The organism is Nitratireductor sp. ZSWI3 (assembly GCF_024655565.1).
GTDB lineage: Bacteria > Pseudomonadota > Alphaproteobacteria > Rhizobiales > Rhizobiaceae > Nitratireductor.
This window is the reverse complement of record NZ_JANKOF010000053.1, coordinates 1-17,469: the sequence shown is the minus strand read 5'-3', so window position 1 is coordinate 17,469 and position 17,469 is coordinate 1. Positions and strand designations below refer to the sequence as shown.

The 17,469-nt window shown below is 65.0% G+C and carries 16 protein-coding genes; 7 read left to right on the top strand and 9 right to left on the bottom strand.

Features of this window, described 5'->3' with window-relative positions; genetic code table 11:
* Positions 1–27: 27 nt before the first annotated feature.
* The gene (locus NUU27_RS15950) at positions 28–813 is read right to left on the bottom strand and encodes a class II aldolase/adducin family protein (RefSeq protein WP_257763125.1); all 786 of its coding nucleotides are present in this window, start codon (positions 811–813) and stop codon (positions 28–30) included.
* Between the two features lie 217 nt (positions 814–1,030).
* Between NUU27_RS15950 and NUU27_RS15945 the strand changes: the two genes are divergently transcribed.
* Positions 1,031–1,705 carry a GntR family transcriptional regulator gene (locus NUU27_RS15945; protein WP_257763124.1) on the top strand — a complete coding sequence of 225 codons (675 nt, stop codon included), beginning with the start codon at positions 1,031–1,033 and terminating at the stop codon, positions 1,703–1,705.
* A 332-nt stretch (positions 1,706–2,037) separates the two neighbouring features.
* On the opposite strand, the gene NUU27_RS15940 is transcribed toward NUU27_RS15945, so the two are convergent.
* The 3 genes from NUU27_RS15940 to NUU27_RS15930 form a co-directional block, all read right to left on the bottom strand.
* Positions 2,038–2,442: a DUF4168 domain-containing protein gene (locus tag NUU27_RS15940; protein WP_257763123.1), complete on the bottom strand. Its 405-nt coding sequence runs from the start codon at positions 2,440–2,442 to the stop codon at positions 2,038–2,040.
* Positions 2,443–2,693: 251 nt separating this feature from the next.
* Positions 2,694–5,789: an efflux RND transporter permease subunit gene (locus tag NUU27_RS15935; protein ID WP_257763122.1), complete on the bottom strand. Its 3,096-nt coding sequence runs from the start codon at positions 5,787–5,789 to the stop codon at positions 2,694–2,696.
* Positions 5,786–6,937: an efflux RND transporter periplasmic adaptor subunit gene (locus NUU27_RS15930; protein ID WP_257763121.1), complete on the bottom strand. Its 1,152-nt coding sequence runs from the start codon at positions 6,935–6,937 to the stop codon at positions 5,786–5,788. The genes NUU27_RS15935 and NUU27_RS15930 overlap by 4 nt, the downstream gene beginning before the upstream one ends.
* Positions 6,938–7,105: 168 nt before the next feature.
* Here NUU27_RS15930 and NUU27_RS15925 point away from each other — a divergent pair, with 168 nt between their 5' ends.
* A complete protein-coding gene (locus tag NUU27_RS15925; protein ID WP_257763120.1) occupies positions 7,106–7,672 on the top strand; it encodes a TetR/AcrR family transcriptional regulator in 567 nt (188 codons plus the stop codon).
* Between the two features lie 118 nt (positions 7,673–7,790).
* Here NUU27_RS15925 and NUU27_RS15920 read toward each other — a convergent pair whose 3' ends face one another.
* Complete coding sequence (locus tag NUU27_RS15920) at positions 7,791–8,834, bottom strand: LacI family transcriptional regulator (RefSeq protein WP_257763119.1); 1,044 nt, start codon at positions 8,832–8,834, stop codon at positions 7,791–7,793.
* Between the two features lie 250 nt (positions 8,835–9,084).
* Here NUU27_RS15920 and NUU27_RS15915 point away from each other — a divergent pair, with 250 nt between their 5' ends.
* The 5 genes from NUU27_RS15915 to NUU27_RS15895 all read left to right on the top strand — a co-directional run bounded on the left by NUU27_RS15915 (position 9,085) and on the right by NUU27_RS15895 (position 13,943).
* Positions 9,085–10,338, top strand: coding sequence for an ABC transporter substrate-binding protein (locus tag NUU27_RS15915; protein WP_257763118.1), 1,254 nt, complete (start codon positions 9,085–9,087; stop codon positions 10,336–10,338).
* A gap of 162 nt (positions 10,339–10,500) precedes the next feature.
* Entirely contained in the window at positions 10,501–11,379 is an 879-nt protein-coding gene (locus NUU27_RS15910; protein WP_257763117.1) for a carbohydrate ABC transporter permease, read from the top strand.
* Complete coding sequence (locus tag NUU27_RS15905) at positions 11,376–12,257, top strand: carbohydrate ABC transporter permease (protein ID WP_257763116.1); 882 nt, start codon at positions 11,376–11,378, stop codon at positions 12,255–12,257. The genes NUU27_RS15910 and NUU27_RS15905 overlap by 4 nt, the downstream gene beginning before the upstream one ends.
* A gap of 272 nt (positions 12,258–12,529) precedes the next feature.
* Positions 12,530–13,645, top strand: a complete 1,116-nt coding sequence (locus NUU27_RS15900; protein WP_257763115.1) for an ABC transporter ATP-binding protein — start codon at positions 12,530–12,532, stop codon at positions 13,643–13,645.
* A gap of 82 nt (positions 13,646–13,727) precedes the next feature.
* Positions 13,728–13,943, top strand: a complete 216-nt coding sequence (locus tag NUU27_RS15895; RefSeq protein WP_257763114.1) for a DUF4287 domain-containing protein — start codon at positions 13,728–13,730, stop codon at positions 13,941–13,943.
* A 32-nt stretch (positions 13,944–13,975) separates the two neighbouring features.
* Here the strand turns inward: NUU27_RS15895 and NUU27_RS15890 are convergent, their stop codons facing one another.
* From NUU27_RS15890 to NUU27_RS15875, 4 genes are all read right to left on the bottom strand, one after another.
* Entirely contained in the window at positions 13,976–14,797 is an 822-nt protein-coding gene (locus tag NUU27_RS15890; protein ID WP_257763113.1) for a carbohydrate ABC transporter permease, read from the bottom strand.
* Between the two features lie 2 nt (positions 14,798–14,799).
* The gene (locus NUU27_RS15885; protein WP_257763112.1) at positions 14,800–15,666 is read right to left on the bottom strand and encodes a carbohydrate ABC transporter permease; all 867 of its coding nucleotides are present in this window, start codon (positions 15,664–15,666) and stop codon (positions 14,800–14,802) included.
* 181 nt (positions 15,667–15,847) lie between these two features.
* On the bottom strand, positions 15,848–17,179 hold the full coding sequence (locus NUU27_RS15880) for an extracellular solute-binding protein (RefSeq protein ID WP_257763111.1): 1,332 nt from the start codon (positions 17,177–17,179) through the stop codon (positions 15,848–15,850).
* Positions 17,176–17,469 (bottom strand): ROK family protein (locus NUU27_RS15875; protein WP_257763110.1); only part of this gene is annotated, 294 nt, incomplete at its 5' end. The genes NUU27_RS15875 and NUU27_RS15880, both read right to left, overlap by 4 nt.

Below are 17,469 nucleotides of genomic sequence, written 5' to 3'. Positions count from 1 at the left end.
CGCCGGGAGTTGGCTTTGCTTTTGACCTCAGGTCACGAGATCCGGATAATGCTTGACGGCGAGACGCTGGAAGGCATCCCATTGCGGATCGGGCTTGTTGCCCGTGTGGTGCTTGTCCCAGCCCTCGTACTGGCGGGCCGTTTTCTCGGCGAGCTCTTCGCCGATGGTGAGCGGCGTGCCCCCGGACGACATGATGGCAAGCTGCGCCCGGCAGGTGCGCTCCATGTTGAACATCAGCGCGAAGGCCTCGCCGACGGTGCGCCCGCAGGTCAAAAGCCCATGATTGCGCAGGATCATCACGTTGCGGTCGCCGAGATCGGCGACCAGCCGCTCGCGCTCGCCGAGATCGAGGGCGATGCCCTCGTAGTCGTGGAAGGCGATGCGGTGGTGGAACTGCAGCGACCACTGGTTCAGGGGCAGGACGCCCTCCTTCATGGAGGAGACCGCGACGCCCGCCACCGTGTGGGTGTGCAGCACGCAGTGGACATCCGGGCGGGCGGCGTGCACCGCGCTGTGGATCGTGAAGCCGGCCTTGTTGATGCCGGCCCCATACGCGTCGCGCAGGATGTCGCCGTTGATGTCGACGGTGACGAGGCTCGACGCCGTCACCTCGTCGAAACGCAGCCCGAACGGGTTGATGAGGAAGGCGTGTTCGCCCTCCTCCGCCGGGGCGCGGGCCGAGATGTGGGTGAAGATGCTGTCGTCGAGATGATAATGCGCGATCAGCCGATAGGCGGCAGCAAGCTCGATGCGCTCGCGTGGCTGCCCGGTGCCGGTGTCGATCTCGGTGACAAGCTGCGACTGGACGCTCATCGAAGTCTCCCTGCTCGCGCGGCCGGATGGATCTCCACCGGCTTTCTCTTTGACGGCTGAGCGGCACCCCTCGGAGCCGCAAAAGATGGTCACAGGCAAGCACAGCCGCGACAAAGTGTCAATTGTCGACAATCTGCATTTTGCCTGTCATAGTGCCATGGCAAGGGCTGCGCCTTTGTGGCAATGGAATGAAGGAAGATTTTCAGGGACGGTTTCCGTGAGCGTGTTCTCGGAAGTTTCCACGATCGATCTCGTCACGCAGATCGCCCGGCAGATCACCGAGGCGATTGTCGCCGGCCGGCTGAAGCCCGGCGCGCGCCTGACCGAGCTGCAATTGTCGCGCGAGTTCGGCACCAGCCGGGCGCCGGTGCGCGAGGCGGCGCGGCTTCTGGAAAGCCAGGGACTGGTCACCTTCAGCCCGCGGCGCGGCTTCTTCGTCCGCACGCTGAAGGCGAACGACCTGCGCGACATCTACGAGCTGCGAATCGGGCTGGAGCTGCATGCGGCGAGCCTGGCGGTGGAACGCGCGACACCGGACGACATCGCCGCGCTCGAAAGGCAGCTCGGCAAGCTTTACGAGACGGCCGAGACGGATTCCGTCGAAGCGCAGATCTTTGAGGATTTCGCCTTTCACCGCATGCTCTGCCAGGCGGGCGGCAATGCGCGGCTGATCAAGGTCTATGACGAGCTGGCGATGGAAATGCGCGCCGGCATCACGCTGATCGGCAAGCTCTACGACGATCCGCATCGCATGGCCGAAACGCACGAGCCCATCATGGCTGCGTTGAAGAAGCGCGACGACGAGGCACTGCGCGGCGCGCTGCGCTACCACATCGCGGTCGCCCGCGATGCGGTGGTCGCCCTGTTCGAGGAATTCGAGAGCGATGCCTGATTCCGGCAGGACGGCCGGCACCAAGGCGAGACCCGCTTCATCTTTTGCATTTTTTACCCCTCTGCCCGGTCAGGCAGAGGGGTAATCCCAACGTCTCAATTCACGTTTTTTGGAGCCAGTCACTTCCATGAGCACGCGCTGCGGTCTCGTTCGCCACCGGTCTCGTTCGTTTGTTTGCTTGCAAACAGTTCGTTCTGCGCCTCGACAGGCTCACCGGACTGTGTAAACTCTCGAATCGCGGCGAACCGTCAGGGCAACCGCTGGGTCGGCATTCAGGCAATGTCTCTGTCTCCCGGAGGCGCCGGCCCATCATATGATCGGGCGGGGCGGTGTCAGTCCTGCGACTTCGCGGCCTCGCCGATCATCCCGTTCAGCTTCTGTGCCAAGGCTTCATCGGTCTGAGCCGTCTGGATGATCTGGTTGTACTCGTCGACCGAAATGCCTTCGGTCGTCTCCACCGCCTCCTCCATCTTTGCCGTTGCCTCGGTCTGGATCTGCTGCTTCTCGTTGTCGGACGGCGCCTGCTGGAAGCGCTGCGTGTATTGCTCCTTGACCTCGCTGACGGCGAGGAAGGCGACCGTGAAGGCCTGGAGCTTCTGATCGTCGAAGGACTGCGTCTGTGCAGCCGGCGGCGTCGAGGGAGCCGCCTCCTGCGCCAGCGCGGGAGCGGTCACGGCGATGCCTGCTGCGAGGGCGAAGGCGGCTGCCGCAGCACGCGTTGGTCTTCGGAAGATCATGGCTGTTCCTTTCATTCCGGTGCGTTCGAAGCCCGACCCCGGGATAGTCCCGCGGGCAGCCGACGCGAAGAATGTGGCGGAAAGATTTGCGTCCGCCGCCGTCGGCGATCAATTCCGGTTGCCCGGGAAAACAAAAAATGAGGCTTCACGGCGCCGGGCACCGTGCTTTCCGATGCAAACGATGCCCGCAAATGCGAAAGGCCCCGACGAAGCGGGGCCTTTGCGGTTTTCGAGCCGACGCGCCGGGAGCGCTATTCGCCTGCCGGAGCCGTTTCGGGGGGCGGCCCCTTGCGGATCGGGTAGTCGTCCTCCTCGTGCGCCAGCTTGTCCTTCGAGATGAAGGTGTAGAACATCGGCACCACGAACAGCGTGAACATCGTGCCGATGATCAGGCCGGTGAAGATGACGAGGCCCATCGAGAAGCGCGCCGCGGCGCCCGCCCCGGCGGCGGTGATCAGCGGCACCACGCCGAGCGCCATGGCCGCCGTCGTCATCAGGATCGGCCTCAAGCGCACTTTGGCCGAGGCAACGATCGCCTCGAAGCGCGACAGCCCGTGCTCCTCGCGCTGCTGGTTGGCGAACTCCACCATCAGGATGCCGTGCTTGGTGATCAGGCCGATCAGGGTGATCAGGCCCACCTGGGTGTAGATGTTGAGCGTCGACAGGCCGAGATTGAGCGGCAGGACGGCACCGAAAATCGACAGCGGCACGGTCATCATGATGATCAGCGGATCGCGGAAGCTCTCGAACTGTGCCGCCAGCACCAGATAGATGACGATGACGGCGAGCGCGAAGGCGATGAGGATCGTGTTGCCCTGCTCGACCTCGAGCCGCGACTGGCCCGAATATTCGATGAAGAACCCGTCCGGCAGCTGGGCATTGGCGATGTCGACGATGGCCTGCAGGCCGTCGCCCGTTGACACGCCCGGCAGCGGCAGGGCCGAGATGGTCGCCGAGTTGAGCTGGTTGAACTGCTCGATCGCAGAAGCCGTCACATCGGTCGTGATCTCGACCACAGCCGACAGCGGCACCATCTCGCCGGTCGCGCTGCGCACGAAGAACTCGCCGAGCTTCTCCGGGTTGTTCCGGTATTGGTCCGGCACCTGCATGATGATGTCGTAGCTGTTCGAATCGCGGTCGAACTCGGCGATGGAGGCCCCGCCGACGAGCAGGCTCAGCGTCGCGCCGATGTCGCTCACCGGCAGGTTGAGCGCCGCCGCGCGGTCGCGGTCGACCGTGATCGTCACCTGCTGCGCGTTGAAGGCCAGCGAGTTCTGCACGACGATGAAGCGGCCCGAAGCCTGGGCTTCCTCCTTGATCTTCTCGGCAACCTCGTAGACGCGGCTCGAATCGCCGGTCGACTGGATGACGACGGAGATCGGCAGACCGCCGCCGGTGCCCGGCAGCGAGGGAGGCGCGAAGACGAAGGCCTCGACGCCGGCCACCTTGGACAGGCGCGCCTGGATCTCCTGCTGGATCTCCTTCTGCGAACGGTCGCGCTCCGACCAGTCCTTGAACGCCCACAGCGCGATGGCCGAGTTCGTTCCGCCGCCGAAGCCGACGATCGAGAACTGGGTCTTGAGCTCGGGAATGTCCTGCGTCAGCTCGCGCATCTGCGTCGCGTAGAGATCGGTGTATTTCGACGTCGCGTAGGACGGTGCGTTGACCAGCGAGAACAGCACGCCCTCGTCCTCCTCGGGCGCCAGCTCGCTCGACGTCTTCATGAACATGAAGCCGGTCAGCGACATGAGCACGATGACGATGAGCAGCGTCACCGGACGGAATTTCAGCGAGCCGCCGACCAGCCGCTCGTAGAAATTCGCCAGCCGGTCGAACGAGTTGTCGACGAAGTGCTGGAAACGGCTGCCCTGGCCTCGCTTCAGGATGCGCGCCGACATCATCGGCGTGATGGTGAGCGCCACGATGCCCGAGATGACGACCGCGCCGGCCAGCGTCATGGCGAACTCGCGGAACAGCGAGCCCGTCAGGCCGCCGGTGAAGGCGAGCGGGGCGAACACGGCGGCAAGCGTGATCGTCATGGCGACGACCGGGCCGGTGATCTCCTTCATGCCGACGAACGCCGCCTGGCGGGGCGAAAGCCCCTCCTCGATGTGGCGGTGGATGTTCTCCACCACGACGATGGCGTCGTCCACCACCAGGCCGATGGCCAGCACCATGGCGAGCAGCGACAGGAGGTTGATCGAATAGCCGAGCGCGAACAGCACGAAGCAGACGCCGATCAGCGACAGCGGGATCGTGACGATCGGCATCAGGACCGAGCGGAAGGAGCCCAGGAAGAGGAGGATCACGACGATGACGATGATCACCGCTTCCGAGATCGTCTTGAACACTTCCTCGATCGACGCGCTGATGGAATCGGTCGCATCGTACATCAGGTCGATGGTCATGCCTTCCGGCAGGCCCGCCTGAATCGCCGGCAGCTCGTCGGTGACGGCCGCCGCCATGTCGAGCGGGTTGGCCGCCGGCGACGGGAAGATGCCGAGGAAGGTGCCCGACTGGCCGTTGATGCTGACGATGGTGTCGGTGCTCTTCGCCGCGAGCTCGATTTCCGCCACGTCGCGCAGGCGCACGACCTCGGCACCCGTCGCCTTGATCGGCAGGGCACCGAAGGCTTCCGGCGTCTGCAGCGTCGATTCCATCGAGATGGCGTAGGTGACGTATTCGTTCTTCGTCTTGCCGGGGGCGGCGAGGAAGTTGGAGGCGCGGATGCTGGCGAGCACCTCGGACGCGGTGAGCTGGCGGGCGGCCAGGCGCACGGGATCGATCCACACACGCATCGAATATTCGGCCGCGCCGATGAGCTGCACCTCGGCGACGCCCTGGATGGTGGACATGCGCGGCCGGATGACGCGGTCGATATACTCGGTGAGCTGCTCGTCGGTCATGTTCGGGTTCTGCATCGCCAGATACATGGTGGCGAACTGCATGCCCGTGCCTTTGACGATGGTCGGATCCTCGGCATCCTCGGGCAGCTGGCTGCGCACCTGCTGTACCTTGGACATGACCTCGGTGAGCGCCACGTCGGGATCGGAGCCGAGCTTCATCTGCACGCTGACCGTGCTGGTCGAGGGGCTGCTCTTCGACGTCACGTAATCGATGTTTTCGGTCGTCGACACGGCCGAGGCGATCGGCGCCGTGATGAAGCCCTGGATCAGGTCGGCGCTGGCGCCGGGATAGATGGTGGTGACGGTGACGACCGTCTCCTCGACCTCCGGATACTGGCGCACCTGGAGGTTGAACAGGCCCTGGAAGCCGAGCAGCAGGATGAGCAGGCCGAGCACGGTCGACAGGACCGGCCGGCGAATGAAGATGTCAGAAAAGCTCATTGTGCCGCCGCCTTGGCTGTCTCACCCTCGGTAACCGACGGGTTGATCGTGTTGTCGATGGCCACCGGCGTGCCGTTCGACAGGCGGTTCTGCCCGGCCGTGACGATGATGTCGCCGGGCTCGAGGCCGGAGCGGATCTCGACCAGACCGTCGTTGCGGCGACCGACCTCGACGAACACCTGACGCGCCTCGAGCTTCTTTTCGGCGTCGCCGCCGCTCTGGGCCTCGCCCTCGCCCTTCACCTCGCGCACGGCGAAGACGTGATCGCCGTAAAGGCTGGTCACGACGGCGGTCTGCGGAACGGAGATGATGTCGTCCTCTTCGGGCAGGTCGACCTTGACCTGGGCGAACTGCCCGGGGGTCAGGCGCTGCTCGGGGTTCGAGATCTCGGCGCGCACGGAGACCAGCCGGCTGGACGGATCGACCTTCGGATCGATGCCCGTGATCTCGCCGCTGAAGGTGACGTCCTGGTCGTTGACCGTGAGGCGGACGGGGCCGCCGATCTTCAGCAGGCCGAGCTGCTGCTCGGGCACCGTGAAGTCGGCGCGCATGGTGCTCAGGTCCTGCAGGGTCGCGACCCGCGTGCCGGGCGTGAGGTACTGGCCGTTGTCGATGCGCGGGATGCCGATCGTGCCGGCAAAGGGCGCCCGCAACTGACGCTGCTCCAGAACGGCCTGCAGCTTGTCGACCTGGGCTGCGGAGGCGGAGGCCGCGGCGCGCGCTTCATCGAGCGTGACGGCGGAACCGACGCCGCGTTCCTGCAATGCCGTGGCGCGGTCGAGCGTCACCTTGTCGAGCTCGGCCTGGGTGCGCTGGGCTTCCAGATCGGCCTGCTGGACCCGGTCGTCGAGCCGCAGCAGCAATTCGTCCTGCTTGACCTGCTGGTTGGCCGAGAAAAGGATCTCCGTGACGATGCCGCTGGTCTCGACCGTCAGGTCCACGCCGCGAATGGCGTTCACCGTGCCGATCGCCTCGATCGACGGTTTCCAGGGAGCCTTCTCGACCGTCACGCTGGAGACGGTGACCGTCTGCGCGGGCATGTTGGCGAAGAACTGCTCGATCGCCTGGTCGCGGAAGAGATTGAAGCCGACGATGCCGCCTGCGAGAACCGCAAGCAGAACGATGGCGATGAGAAGACGCTTGATCATGTCGTCGATACCCCGGGGGCGTGTCAGTGAAGTTCAATCTAGACAGGAGTGGCGCAAATAGCGATACGCCGTGCCTGACTCAAGGGACGGTTGCGGATAGGGCTTGCAAACTGCCGCGCCGTTACTGTACCGTCTGGACGGTTATGTCAAGCTTCAAGGTGTATATGAATGACAAAAAAAACGCCGGGGGCGCGGGAGAAAATCCTGGAATCGGCTGCGCAGATCGTTCGCGAATCCGGCGCCGGCAACATGTCTCTGGATGCGGTCGCCGCCCGCGCGGGCGTCTCGAAAGGCGGCCTTCTCTACCATTTCTCCAGCAAGGCGAAGCTGTTCGAGACGCTGGTCGAGCAGTTCGTCAGCCAGGAATACGAAGAGTTTCAGAAGCGCCGGCGCAGCTATGAGGATTCGGGCGTCGGCAACGGCGTGACGCGGGCCTATATCGACGTTTTCGTCGAGGAACGGGCCCGCTGCGAGCCGCCGCCCTCCGGCCTGCTCGCAGCGCTCGCCGAGAATCCGGATTTCCTGCGACCCGTCCAGCGCTACGAGCGCGAGGTGCTCGACCAGATGAAGGCCGACGCCAGCGACCCGGCCCTTGCCGTGATCGCCCTTCTCGTGGTGCACGGGGTGCGCGCCATGGAGCTCCTGTCCATCGACGTGGTCGAGGACGCCGAACTTAGCGCCGTGATCGCAGCGCTTCGCCGGCTTCTCGATGACGGCAGCAGGAAGGCCGCCTGAGGCGCTGGAGCGGGATGAGGAAAAGTGTGAAGCGGTTTTCCGCCCGCATTCCGCTCCAACTTCTTGAAAGCGATCGCGTTTGTGATTTTGGATTGATCCGATCCAAAATCATCGCGATCTAGCCGGCCTTTATCGCCGCCCGTGGCCCGTCGCTGCGATCGGCAAAGCGCGGGATGGGCTTCTGCAGATGCTGCAGCCCGGCCGGATCCTCCCCGGCGATGCGCCGGACGAGCAGGCGGCCGAGGAGCTCTCCCGCCTCGGCGATGTCCTCGTAGACGGCATCGATGCGCGGCCGCACCTCGTCGTAGAGAAGCGAGGTCTGCTTGACGACCAGATCGAGATGCTCGCCCACCGCCAGGCCCTGATCGGAGAGCACCGCCATGATCGACAGGGCCGACACCTCGCCGGCGCAGACGATCCCGTCCGGCGGCGACGGCTCCTGCAGCCGCCGGCGCAACCAGGCGTAGAGCTCGGCGGAACTGCTGTCGAGCGTGACGCCGACCGGAAATTCCCAGGCGACCCCGGCTGCCCTCACCGCCTCCAGGAAACCGTCGCGCAGGTGCCGGTGAAAGGTGAACCGGTCGGGCGGCAGGATGAGCGCCAGCCGCCGCCGGCCCTTGGCGACCAGCCGCCGCACGGCCAGCATGGCGAATGCGGCATTGTCGTAGTCGACGAAGGGATGCACCTGCCCCAGCAGCGTGCGGCCATGCGAAACGAAGGGGAAGTCGTTCTCCAGAAGCAGCCTGACGCGCGGATCGGAAGGTTCGGTGCGCGAGAAGACGACGCCGTCCGCCATGCGGTTGCGCAGCATGTACTCGATCGGTTCGATCGACGGCGTCTCGGCGAAGTGCGGTGTGATCACCAGATGGTAGGGCGTGTCGCGCAGCGCCTGGGTGAGACCGCGGATCATCGAGGTCGAGAAGCCGAGCAGTTCGTCATGGGGATCGAGCACGACGCTGATGACATTGGTGCGGCCGGTGCGCAGATGACGGGCGGCGCGATCGGGCTGGTAACCCACCTCACGGGCGACGCGCTGAACCCGCTGCCGGGTCTCCAGCGCGATCTGCGGAGCGTCGAGCAGCGCGCGCGAGACGGTGGTGACGGCCAGCCCCGTCAGTTCGGCGATGGTGCGCAGGGTCGGACGTTCCGGTCTCGGCTTCATCCTAGCCTCCGCCACCGGCCGGCCCGGCCGATCGCTCGCTTCCGGATTCGTCGGTTCTCGCCATTTCAATCGTTATAAATCTGCTTCCAGGCAACGCCCGAACGCCGACCCTTACCCAAAAAGGCTTTTATAATCAACATTCTGACTCCTCCCATCGATCCGCAGAGAATCTGATTGACCGCACCCGGATTTATAACGTTATAAATAGATAGATCGCAAAGGAGCAAGCGATCCCATTGGGAGGACTGTCATGATCATTCGCAAATTCGCCGCGCTGGCGGCGGGAGCCGCCGCTCTCACCCTCACCGCCGGCAGCGCCGTCGCCGAGGATACCGTCGAGGTTCTGCACTGGTGGACCTCGGGCGGCGAGGCCTCGGCGCTCAACGTGCTGAAGGAAGACCTGGAGAAGAAGGGCGTGACCTGGCAGGACATGCCGGTTGCAGGCGGCGGCGGCTCGGAAGCCATGACCGCGCTGCGCGCCCGCGTCACCGCCGGCAACGCGCCGACCGCCGTGCAGATGCTCGGCTTCGACATCATCGACTGGGCCAGTGAGGGTGCCGTCGCCAATCTGAACGACGTGGCCGAAGAGGAAGGCTGGGCCGACGTGGTGCCGGCCGCGCTGCAGAACTTCTCGAAATATGACGGCAACTGGATCGCCTCGCCGGTGAACGTGCATTCCACGAACTGGGTGTGGATCAACAAGGCGGCGCTCGACGCTGCCGGCGGCAAGGCCCCGGAGACCTGGGAAGAGCTGATCGCCGTCCTCGACAAGATGAAGGAAAACGGCATCACGCCGCTCGCCCATGGCGGCCAGCCGTGGCAGGACGCGACCGTGTTCGAGGCGGTGGTGCTGTCGCTGGGCAACGACTTCTACAAGGCGGCGCTCAACGACCTCGACCCCGAGGCGCTGGGCTCCGATAAGATGAAGGAAGCCTTCGACCGGATGACGAAGCTGCGCAGCTACGTGGACGACAATTTCTCCGGCCGCGACTGGAATCTGGCCTCCGCCATGGTCATCGAGGGCCAGGGCGGCATGCAGATGATGGGCGACTGGGCGAAGGGCGAATTCCTCAAGGCCGGCAAGAAGCCGGGCGAGGACTTCGTCTGCATCCGCTTCCCCGGCACTCAGGGCTCCGTGACCTTCAACTCCGACCAGTTCGTCATGTTCAAGGTCGGCGAGGACAAGCAGGCGGCGCAGAAGATGATGGCCTCGGCCGTCATGAACCCGGAGTTCCAGTCGGCCTTCAACGTCGTCAAGGGATCGGTGCCGGCGCGCACCGACGTGTCGGACGAAGCGTTCGACGATTGCGGCAAGAAGGGCATGAAGGACCTCGCCGAGGCCAATGAAGCGGGCGCGCTGTTCGGCTCCATGGCCCATGGCCACGGCGCCCCGGCAGCCGTCAAGAACGCCATCAACGATGTCGTCACGCAGCACTTCAACGGCGAGCTTTCCTCCGAGGAAGCGGTCGAGGAGCTGGTCAACGCGGTCGAGGCCGCGCAGTAAACCGGACGACGCGGAGCGGGCGGCACGACCCTGCCGCCCGGCCAACCGCCGCCTACAGCGTCCTTGAATCTGCGCATCGCGCTTTCCGAAAATCGGTTCCGATTTTCGGGCCGATGCGCCAGGCCCGTAGCGAGCAACGTGAACGGCCCACCAGGAACCAACATGAACCGAAACCGCCTGCAGGACCTGATTCCGCGCCTGGTGCTGAGCCCAAGCATGGCGCTGATCCTGATCTTCGTCTACGCTTTCATCCTCTACACCTTCTATCTGTCGATGACCGATTCGCGAATGCTGCCGTCCTACGGTTTCGTCGGCTTCGACAATTACGAGAAGCTGTGGAACCTGCGCCATTGGTGGCGGGCGCTGACCAATCTGGCCATCTTCGGTTCGCTCTACATCGTCGTCTGCTCGGTGCTCGGCCTGTTCCTGGCCATCCTGCTCGACCAGAAGATCCGCGGCGAGGGATTTCTGCGGCCGATCTATCTCTACCCGATGGCGCTCTCCTTCATCGTCACGGGAACGGCCTGGAAATGGTTTCTCGATCCGGGCATCGGCCTTGAGAACACGATGCACCAATGGGGCTGGACGAGCTTCGCCTTCGCCTGGATCAAGGATCGCAACCTGGCGATCTACACGGTGGTGATCGCCGCCATCTGGCAGTCCTCCGGCTTTGTCATGGCGATGTTTCTCGCCGGCCTGCGCGGGGTCGACAGCGAGATCATCAAGGCGGCGCAGATGGACGGCGCCTCAAACGTCACCATCTACCGCCGCATCATCATTCCCATGATGCGCCCGGTGTTCCTCTCCGCCTTCGTCGTGCTCGCCCATCTCGCCATCAAGTCCTACGACCTGGTGATCGCGCTGACCGGCGGCGGCCCGGGGCAGGCCACCGAGCTTCCGGCTACCTTCATGTATTCCTACACCTTCACCCGCAACCAGATGGGCATCGGCGCCTCGTCGGCCATCATCATGCTGGTGATGATCTTCTCGATCATCATTCCCTATCTCTATTCCGAGCTCAGGCCGGGGAGGCAGAGATGAGCGACGAGAAGATGGTCGGCACGACCACTGGAAACCGGCTCCTGCGCGCCCTGCTCTACACGGTGCTGGTGCTGTTCGCGGTCTATTACCTGCTGCCGCTCTACGTGATGGTGGTCAACTCGGTGAAGCCGCTCGACGAGATCCGCCAGGGCAACATGCTGTCGCTGCCCGCGCTGTTCACGCTGGAGCCATGGGCCAAGGCCTGGTCGAGCGCCCAGGTGGGCGTGCAGCCGACCGGCCTCAAGCCCTATTTCTTCAACTCGATCCTGATGGTGGTGCCGGCGGTGGCGATCTCCACCGTCCTCGGCGCGCTCAACGGCTATGTGCTCACCAAATGGCGCTTCCGCGGCGACGACGTGGTCTTCGGGCTGATCCTCCTGTCCTGCTTCATCCCGTTCCAGATCGCGCTCATTCCCGCCGCCCGTATCCTCGGCTTTCTCGGCATTGCCGGCACGACGACGGGGCTGGTTCTCATCCACGTGGTCTATGGCCTCGGCTTCACGACGCTGTTCTTCCGCAACTACTATGCGGCCTTCCCGACCGAGCTGGTGCGTGCCGCGCAGATCGACGGGGCCGGCTTCTTCCAGATCTTCCGGCGCATCCTGCTGCCGTCATCCTCGCCGATCATCGTCGTCACGGTGATCTGGCAGTTCACCAACATCTGGAACGACTTCCTGTTCGGCGTTTCCTTCGGCGACTTCGATTCACTGCCGATGACCGTGGCCCTGAACAACCTCGTCTCCTCGTCGGGCGGCGTGAAGGAATACAACGTCCATTTCGCCGGCGCGATCCTCGCCGCGCTGCCGACCCTGATCGTCTACATCGTCTCCGGACGCTATTTCGTGCGCGGCCTGATGGCCGGCGCGGTGAAGGGCTAGGACCTGTGGACAGTTATGGTTGCGGTGCTGGTTTGGTCAGATTGCTCCAGGGTCGTAGCCTGAGGAGGAAGGACATGCAGAGCATATTCGACGACGAAGGCTGCGGCCATGGAGCAATCTGGCCAAATCCCTTCGGGACGAGGCATGCAAGACCAATGGACTTCGTTGCAAAAACCTTGAAGTGGCCGGCACTGCGGCGGTTTTTGCGCCTAGCCATTGGTCTTGCATGCCTCGCCAGCGCCACAACCATAACTGTCCACAGGTCCTAACCCATGTCGTTTCTGAAAATCGAGAATCTGCGCAAATCCTTCGGCAAGGTCGATGTCCTGAAGGGCATAGACCTGGAGATCGAAGAGGGCGGCTTCCTGGTCCTGGTCGGGCCGTCGGGCTGCGGCAAGTCTACCCTGCTCAACACCATTGCCGGGCTGGAATCCATCACCAGCGGCTCGATCAGCATCAACGGCAGGCTGGTCAATAACCTGCACCCCTCGCAGCGCGACATCGCCATGGTGTTCCAGTCCTACGCGCTCTATCCCAACATGACCGTGGCGCAAAACATCGGCTTCGGCATGGAGATCCGCGGCGTGCCGAAGGCCGAGCGCGACGCGGCCATCGCCAAGGTGGCCGAAACGCTGCAGATCGGCCAGTTGCTCGACCGCAAGCCCAGCCAGCTCTCCGGCGGCCAGCGCCAGCGCGTCGCCATGGGCCGGGCATTGGTGCGCGAGCCGCAGGTCTTCCTGTTCGACGAGCCGTTATCCAACCTCGATGCCAAGCTGCGCGTCGACATGCGCACCGAGATCAAGCGCCTGCACCAGCGCATGGGCACGACCATCGTCTACGTCACCCACGACCAGATCGAGGCGATGACGCTCGCCAGCCGCATCGCCGTCCTCAAGGATGGCGTGCTGCAGCAATTCGGCACGCCGGCCGAGATCTACAACACGCCGGCCAACCTGTTCGTCGCCGACTTCATGGGATCGCCGTCGATGAACCTGATCCCGGCCACCATCGAGGCGAGCGGCTCGGACGTCGCCATCGTCATGCAGCGCGAGGGCGGTGCGCCGCTCGCCCTGCCCTTCGCCAACGGCGCAGGGGCCCTCGCCGCCCGCAAGGGACAGAAGGTGGTGTTCGGCATCCGGCCCGAGGCGCTGACCGATCCCGACAGCGCCGACCGCAACGCGCGCCATGTGAGCGAACTCGACTGCGCCATCGAGGTGATCGAGCCGGCCGGCTCCGACACCTTCGCCGTCACCCGCCTCGGCGGACGCGAAATCGTCGCCCGGCTGCGCGCCGACGCACCGATCTCGGCCGGCCAGACGGCACGGCTCGCCTTCAACCTCGACAAGGCGGTGCTGTTCGACCCGGAGACGCAGGCACGGATCGCCTGAAATTTCGACCGGCATGTCGGCGCCGACGCCTTTCGGGCGTCTTCCAGATACGAGCCTCAAGCAATCTCAAGGAGACAGGACCGTGTCGGACAATCAAAAGGTGAAGGGCCCCGCTTCCTATTTCCCTTCGATCGAGAAAACCTACGGCAAGCCGATCAGCCACTGGCTGCAGGTGCTCGACGACATGAAGGGCAGGAAGCACATGGAGATGGTCGCGGCGCTCAAGGCGCAGCACAAGCTGGGACATGGACACGCCAACGCCCTGGTCGCCTATCATCGGGCGCAGGGCGGTGGCTGAGCCGCGCCACCGCGAGAAAGACCTTACAGCGCCTAGCCCTTCACCGCGCCCGCCATCATCGTGCCGCTGATCTTGCGGTACATGAAAAGGCCGAGCAGCATGGGCGGCAGGGCGCCGACCATCATCACCGCCGCCGCCACGCCCCATTGCACGCCGCCGCCCGAGGCGGCGAAGAAGAACGAGGCGCCGACCGTCACCGGCACGGCCTTCGAGGTGGTCAGCATCAGGCCGAACAGGAACTCGTTCCAGGCGGTGATGAAGCCGAAGATGAGGCTCGTGACGATGGCCGGCCTGCACACCGGCGCGAGGATCCTGAACAGGATGCCGGTGCGGCTGACGCCGTCGATCATCGCCGCCTCGTCGAGCTCGTAGGGGACGTCGGCGATGGCGTTGACGAGGATGATCAGCACCAGCGGTATGTTGACGATGGTGAGCACCAAGCCGAGGCCGAACCGCGTGTCGAGCAGGCCGAGAAACTGGAACATCATGTAGATGGGGATGGCGAAGATGACGAGCGGCACGGCGCGCAGATTGACGATCAGCGGCAGCAGCGTCTTTTCGCCGAGCCGGCCGCGCGCGATCGCATAGGCCGCCGGCAGCGCCAGCGCGACGGCGAGGAGCGTGCCCAGGGCGGCCACCGCAAAGCTGTTGGCCAGATACAGGAAGATGTTCAGCCGGTCCGACACCTGCAGCACGGTAAGGTAATTGGAAAGCGTCGGCGCCTGCACCCACAGGCCCGGATTGGTGGAGATCTCGCGCGCGCTCTTGAACGAGGTCGCCAGCGTGACGATCAGCGGAAAGTTCATCGCGAAGGCGGCAAGGACGAAGACGGTCCAGCGGATTGTCGCCAGCATGGCTATCGCCTCCTGCGCCGGGCAAGCCGGTTCAGCCCATAGAGCACGGCGAAGGAGGCCGCGAACAGGATGACCGAGGCGGCCACGGCCTTGCCGATCGCGCCCTGCTTGAAGAAGGCCTCATAGATGTAGATCGACAGCGAGGTGGTGGACCCTCCCGCCCCGCTGCCCGTCAGCACATAGACGTTGTCGAACACGCGGAACCCGTCGATGAAGCGGATCAAGAGGGCGGCGACGGCGGTCGGCAGCATCAAGGGCAGTTCGATGCGCCAGAAGCGCGCCAGACCCGTGGCGCCATCGAGGGCGGCGGCCTCGCGCAGCTCGGTCGGGATGGCCTGATAGGCCATGTGGAACAGCAGGAATGCGAACGGCGTCCATTGCAGGGTCTCGACCGCGGTCAACGTCCAGAAGGCGGAGTTGGGGCCGAGGAAGGCGGGGCTGTCGCCGAACCAGGCCCACAGATAATGGGGCACCGGGCCGGCGAACTCGTGCAGCACCAGCCGGTACATCAGGCCCATCAGGGCCGGCGCCACCATCAGGGGCAGCATCAGGATGGCGATCGGCCAGCTCCGCTCCTTGAACAGCGGGGCGAGGAAGACGGCGAGCCCGAGGCCGAACAGGCATTCGAGCAGCGCCGTCAGGAGGCCGAAGCGCAGCGAGAACCAGTTGGCCCGCCAGAAGGCGGTGTCGGAGACCACGGCAACGAAATTGCCGAAGCCGGTGATCTCGGGCTGGCGCAGCGTGGCGAAGCTGATCTGCGAAACCGAGTAGACCAGGTTGACGACGGCCGGAAAGCCGAGACAGACGAGCAGGAACGCCACCAGCGGGGTGGCGAGCAGCGTCCATTCGGTGCGGTGGGTGGCTTCCATCGGCTCTCGTGTGGTTCGTTGGGTCGTTCAGCGGTCGGCGCTGCCCCTCACCCTCACCCTCTCCCCGCAGGCGGGGAGAGGGAGTCCTCGACCTTGCGGCCATCCTCCTTCTCCCCGCTTGCGGGGAGAAGGTGCCGGCAGGCGGATGAGGGGCGGGCGCCAGCACCCGATCGCGCCGCCGCTACTTCAAAAGCTCGGCCATGCCCCTTTCGACATTGGCGAGCGCGGTGTCGAGATCCTGCTGGCCCGACCAGTAGCCGGTGAACTCCTTCGCCTGCAATTCGTAGACGGCGAGCGCATTGGCCGAGGCGCCGCCGTTCATGACATAGCCAAAGGCGCCGGCATACTCGCCGAGCTGCACCAGGTCGGGACGCTCCTCGGCGATCTCCGACACCGCCTGCGGCGAGAGCGCGGGCGCGCCGCCCGCCTTCGCATAGGCGATCGCCGCCTGGCGGGTGGAGAGCCATTCGAGAAACGCCTTCGCGCCGTCCTTGTTGCCGGCGCTCTTGTTGAGGCCGAGGCCGAGGCCGTGAATGTGCGTGGCGCGGCTTTCGGAGCCGGCCGGCGGCGCGACCGTCGCGGTCACCTCGCCGACGGCCGGCGACTTCTCGGCGCTGGTGAGATCGGCCGCCGCGGCATTCCACTGCACCATCGCCGCCACCTGGCCGGACGCAAAAGCGGCATTCGCCTCGGCGAACTCATAGGACAGGGAATCGCGCGGCGTGGCGCCAGCGTCATAGAGCATCTTGTAGAGCTCGAGCCCCTTGCGGAAAGCATCCGAATTGACGGTGATCCTGCCGTCGGCATCCCTCCAGTCGCCCCCCTCAGAGCGGGCGGTCGACTGCCACACCATGATGTTGAAGAGAAGGTTCTTCATCTGCAGCACGGTGCCGTAGCGTGTCGGGCTGTCGGGGTTCACGGCCTGGGTGAAGTAGAGGGCCGTCGCGGCATAGTCGTCCCAGCTCCAGTCGTTCGGATCCTTCGGCTCGAGCTTGCGGCCGAGATGCTCCTCGCTGATCTCGGCGTAGCGTGCCTTGGCTGTCTCGTCCGCCATCAGCGCGTCGATCAGGTCCTTGCGGTAATAGAGGAAGTGCAGCGAAAGATCGGTCGGCACACCATATTGCCTGCCGTCAAACTGCATGGTGGACAGAACCGCCTCGCCGTAAAGGTCCTGCGCCTCGCCGGACAGCTCCACAGGCTCCATGAACGGCGCGTAGCGGCCGATGGAATAGGTGGCGAGCAGGTTGACGTCGAACGCATCGGAGCCGGCGGCGAGATCCGCCTGCAGCTTGTCCCAGAAGCCGTCGCGGTTGAAGAACAGGAGCTCGACCTTGTTGTCGCCGCTCACCTCGGGGCGGGCGTTGTAGGCTTCGGCGACGGCACGCAGGGCCGTCTCCTCGGGCCCGCCCGGCCAGCCGAGGACGGTCACCTCCGCCTGTGCGGCGCCGGCCGCCACGCCGGCGGCGAAGACGGTGCAGAGAAATCGCGATGCGCGTGCAGCAGAAAAGGTCATTTCGGTTCTCCCATTTTGTTTGTCGGTTGATTGCCGGCTGCGCGGCCGGCGAGATCGGCAACCCCCACGGCGCCGGCCTTGTCGCCGAGCCTTGCCGCGGCGAGGCGCGGGACGAGGCGCTCCGGCACGTCGGCAAAATGCGTTTCGATCCGCTTGCGATAGCCCGGGGCGAGCCCGATGCCGCCGCCGATGACGATCAGCGCCGGGTCGAGCGCCAGCTTGACGTTGCGGCACAGCACGGCGGCGCGCCTGGCCGAAAGCGCGACGATCGCCTCGGCCCAGCCGGCCCC

Excerpts from the sequence above, each read along its gene's own strand:
- NUU27_RS15940 (WP_257763123.1), bottom strand. The coding sequence starts at position 2,442 with ATGATCTTCCGAAGACCAACGCGTGCTGCGGCAGCCGCCTTCGCCCTC.
- NUU27_RS15910 (WP_257763117.1), top strand. The coding sequence starts at position 10,501 with ATGAACCGAAACCGCCTGCAGGACCTGATTCCGCGCCTGGTGCTGAGC.
- NUU27_RS15905 (WP_257763116.1), top strand. The coding sequence starts at position 11,376 with ATGAGCGACGAGAAGATGGTCGGCACGACCACTGGAAACCGGCTCCTG.
- NUU27_RS15950 (WP_257763125.1), bottom strand. The coding sequence starts at position 813 with ATGAGCGTCCAGTCGCAGCTTGTCACCGAGATCGACACCGGCACCGGG.
- NUU27_RS15920 (WP_257763119.1), bottom strand. The coding sequence starts at position 8,834 with ATGAAGCCGAGACCGGAACGTCCGACCCTGCGCACCATCGCCGAACTG.
- NUU27_RS15925 (WP_257763120.1), top strand. The coding sequence starts at position 7,106 with ATGACAAAAAAAACGCCGGGGGCGCGGGAGAAAATCCTGGAATCGGCT.
- NUU27_RS15915 (WP_257763118.1), top strand. The coding sequence starts at position 9,085 with ATGATCATTCGCAAATTCGCCGCGCTGGCGGCGGGAGCCGCCGCTCTC.
- NUU27_RS15880 (WP_257763111.1), bottom strand. The coding sequence starts at position 17,179 with ATGACCTTTTCTGCTGCACGCGCATCGCGATTTCTCTGCACCGTCTTC.
- NUU27_RS15890 (WP_257763113.1), bottom strand. The coding sequence starts at position 14,797 with ATGCTGGCGACAATCCGCTGGACCGTCTTCGTCCTTGCCGCCTTCGCG.
- NUU27_RS15885 (WP_257763112.1), bottom strand. The coding sequence starts at position 15,666 with ATGGAAGCCACCCACCGCACCGAATGGACGCTGCTCGCCACCCCGCTG.
- NUU27_RS15935 (WP_257763122.1), bottom strand. The coding sequence starts at position 5,789 with ATGAGCTTTTCTGACATCTTCATTCGCCGGCCGGTCCTGTCGACCGTG.
- NUU27_RS15930 (WP_257763121.1), bottom strand. The coding sequence starts at position 6,937 with ATGATCAAGCGTCTTCTCATCGCCATCGTTCTGCTTGCGGTTCTCGCA.
- NUU27_RS15900 (WP_257763115.1), top strand. The coding sequence starts at position 12,530 with ATGTCGTTTCTGAAAATCGAGAATCTGCGCAAATCCTTCGGCAAGGTC.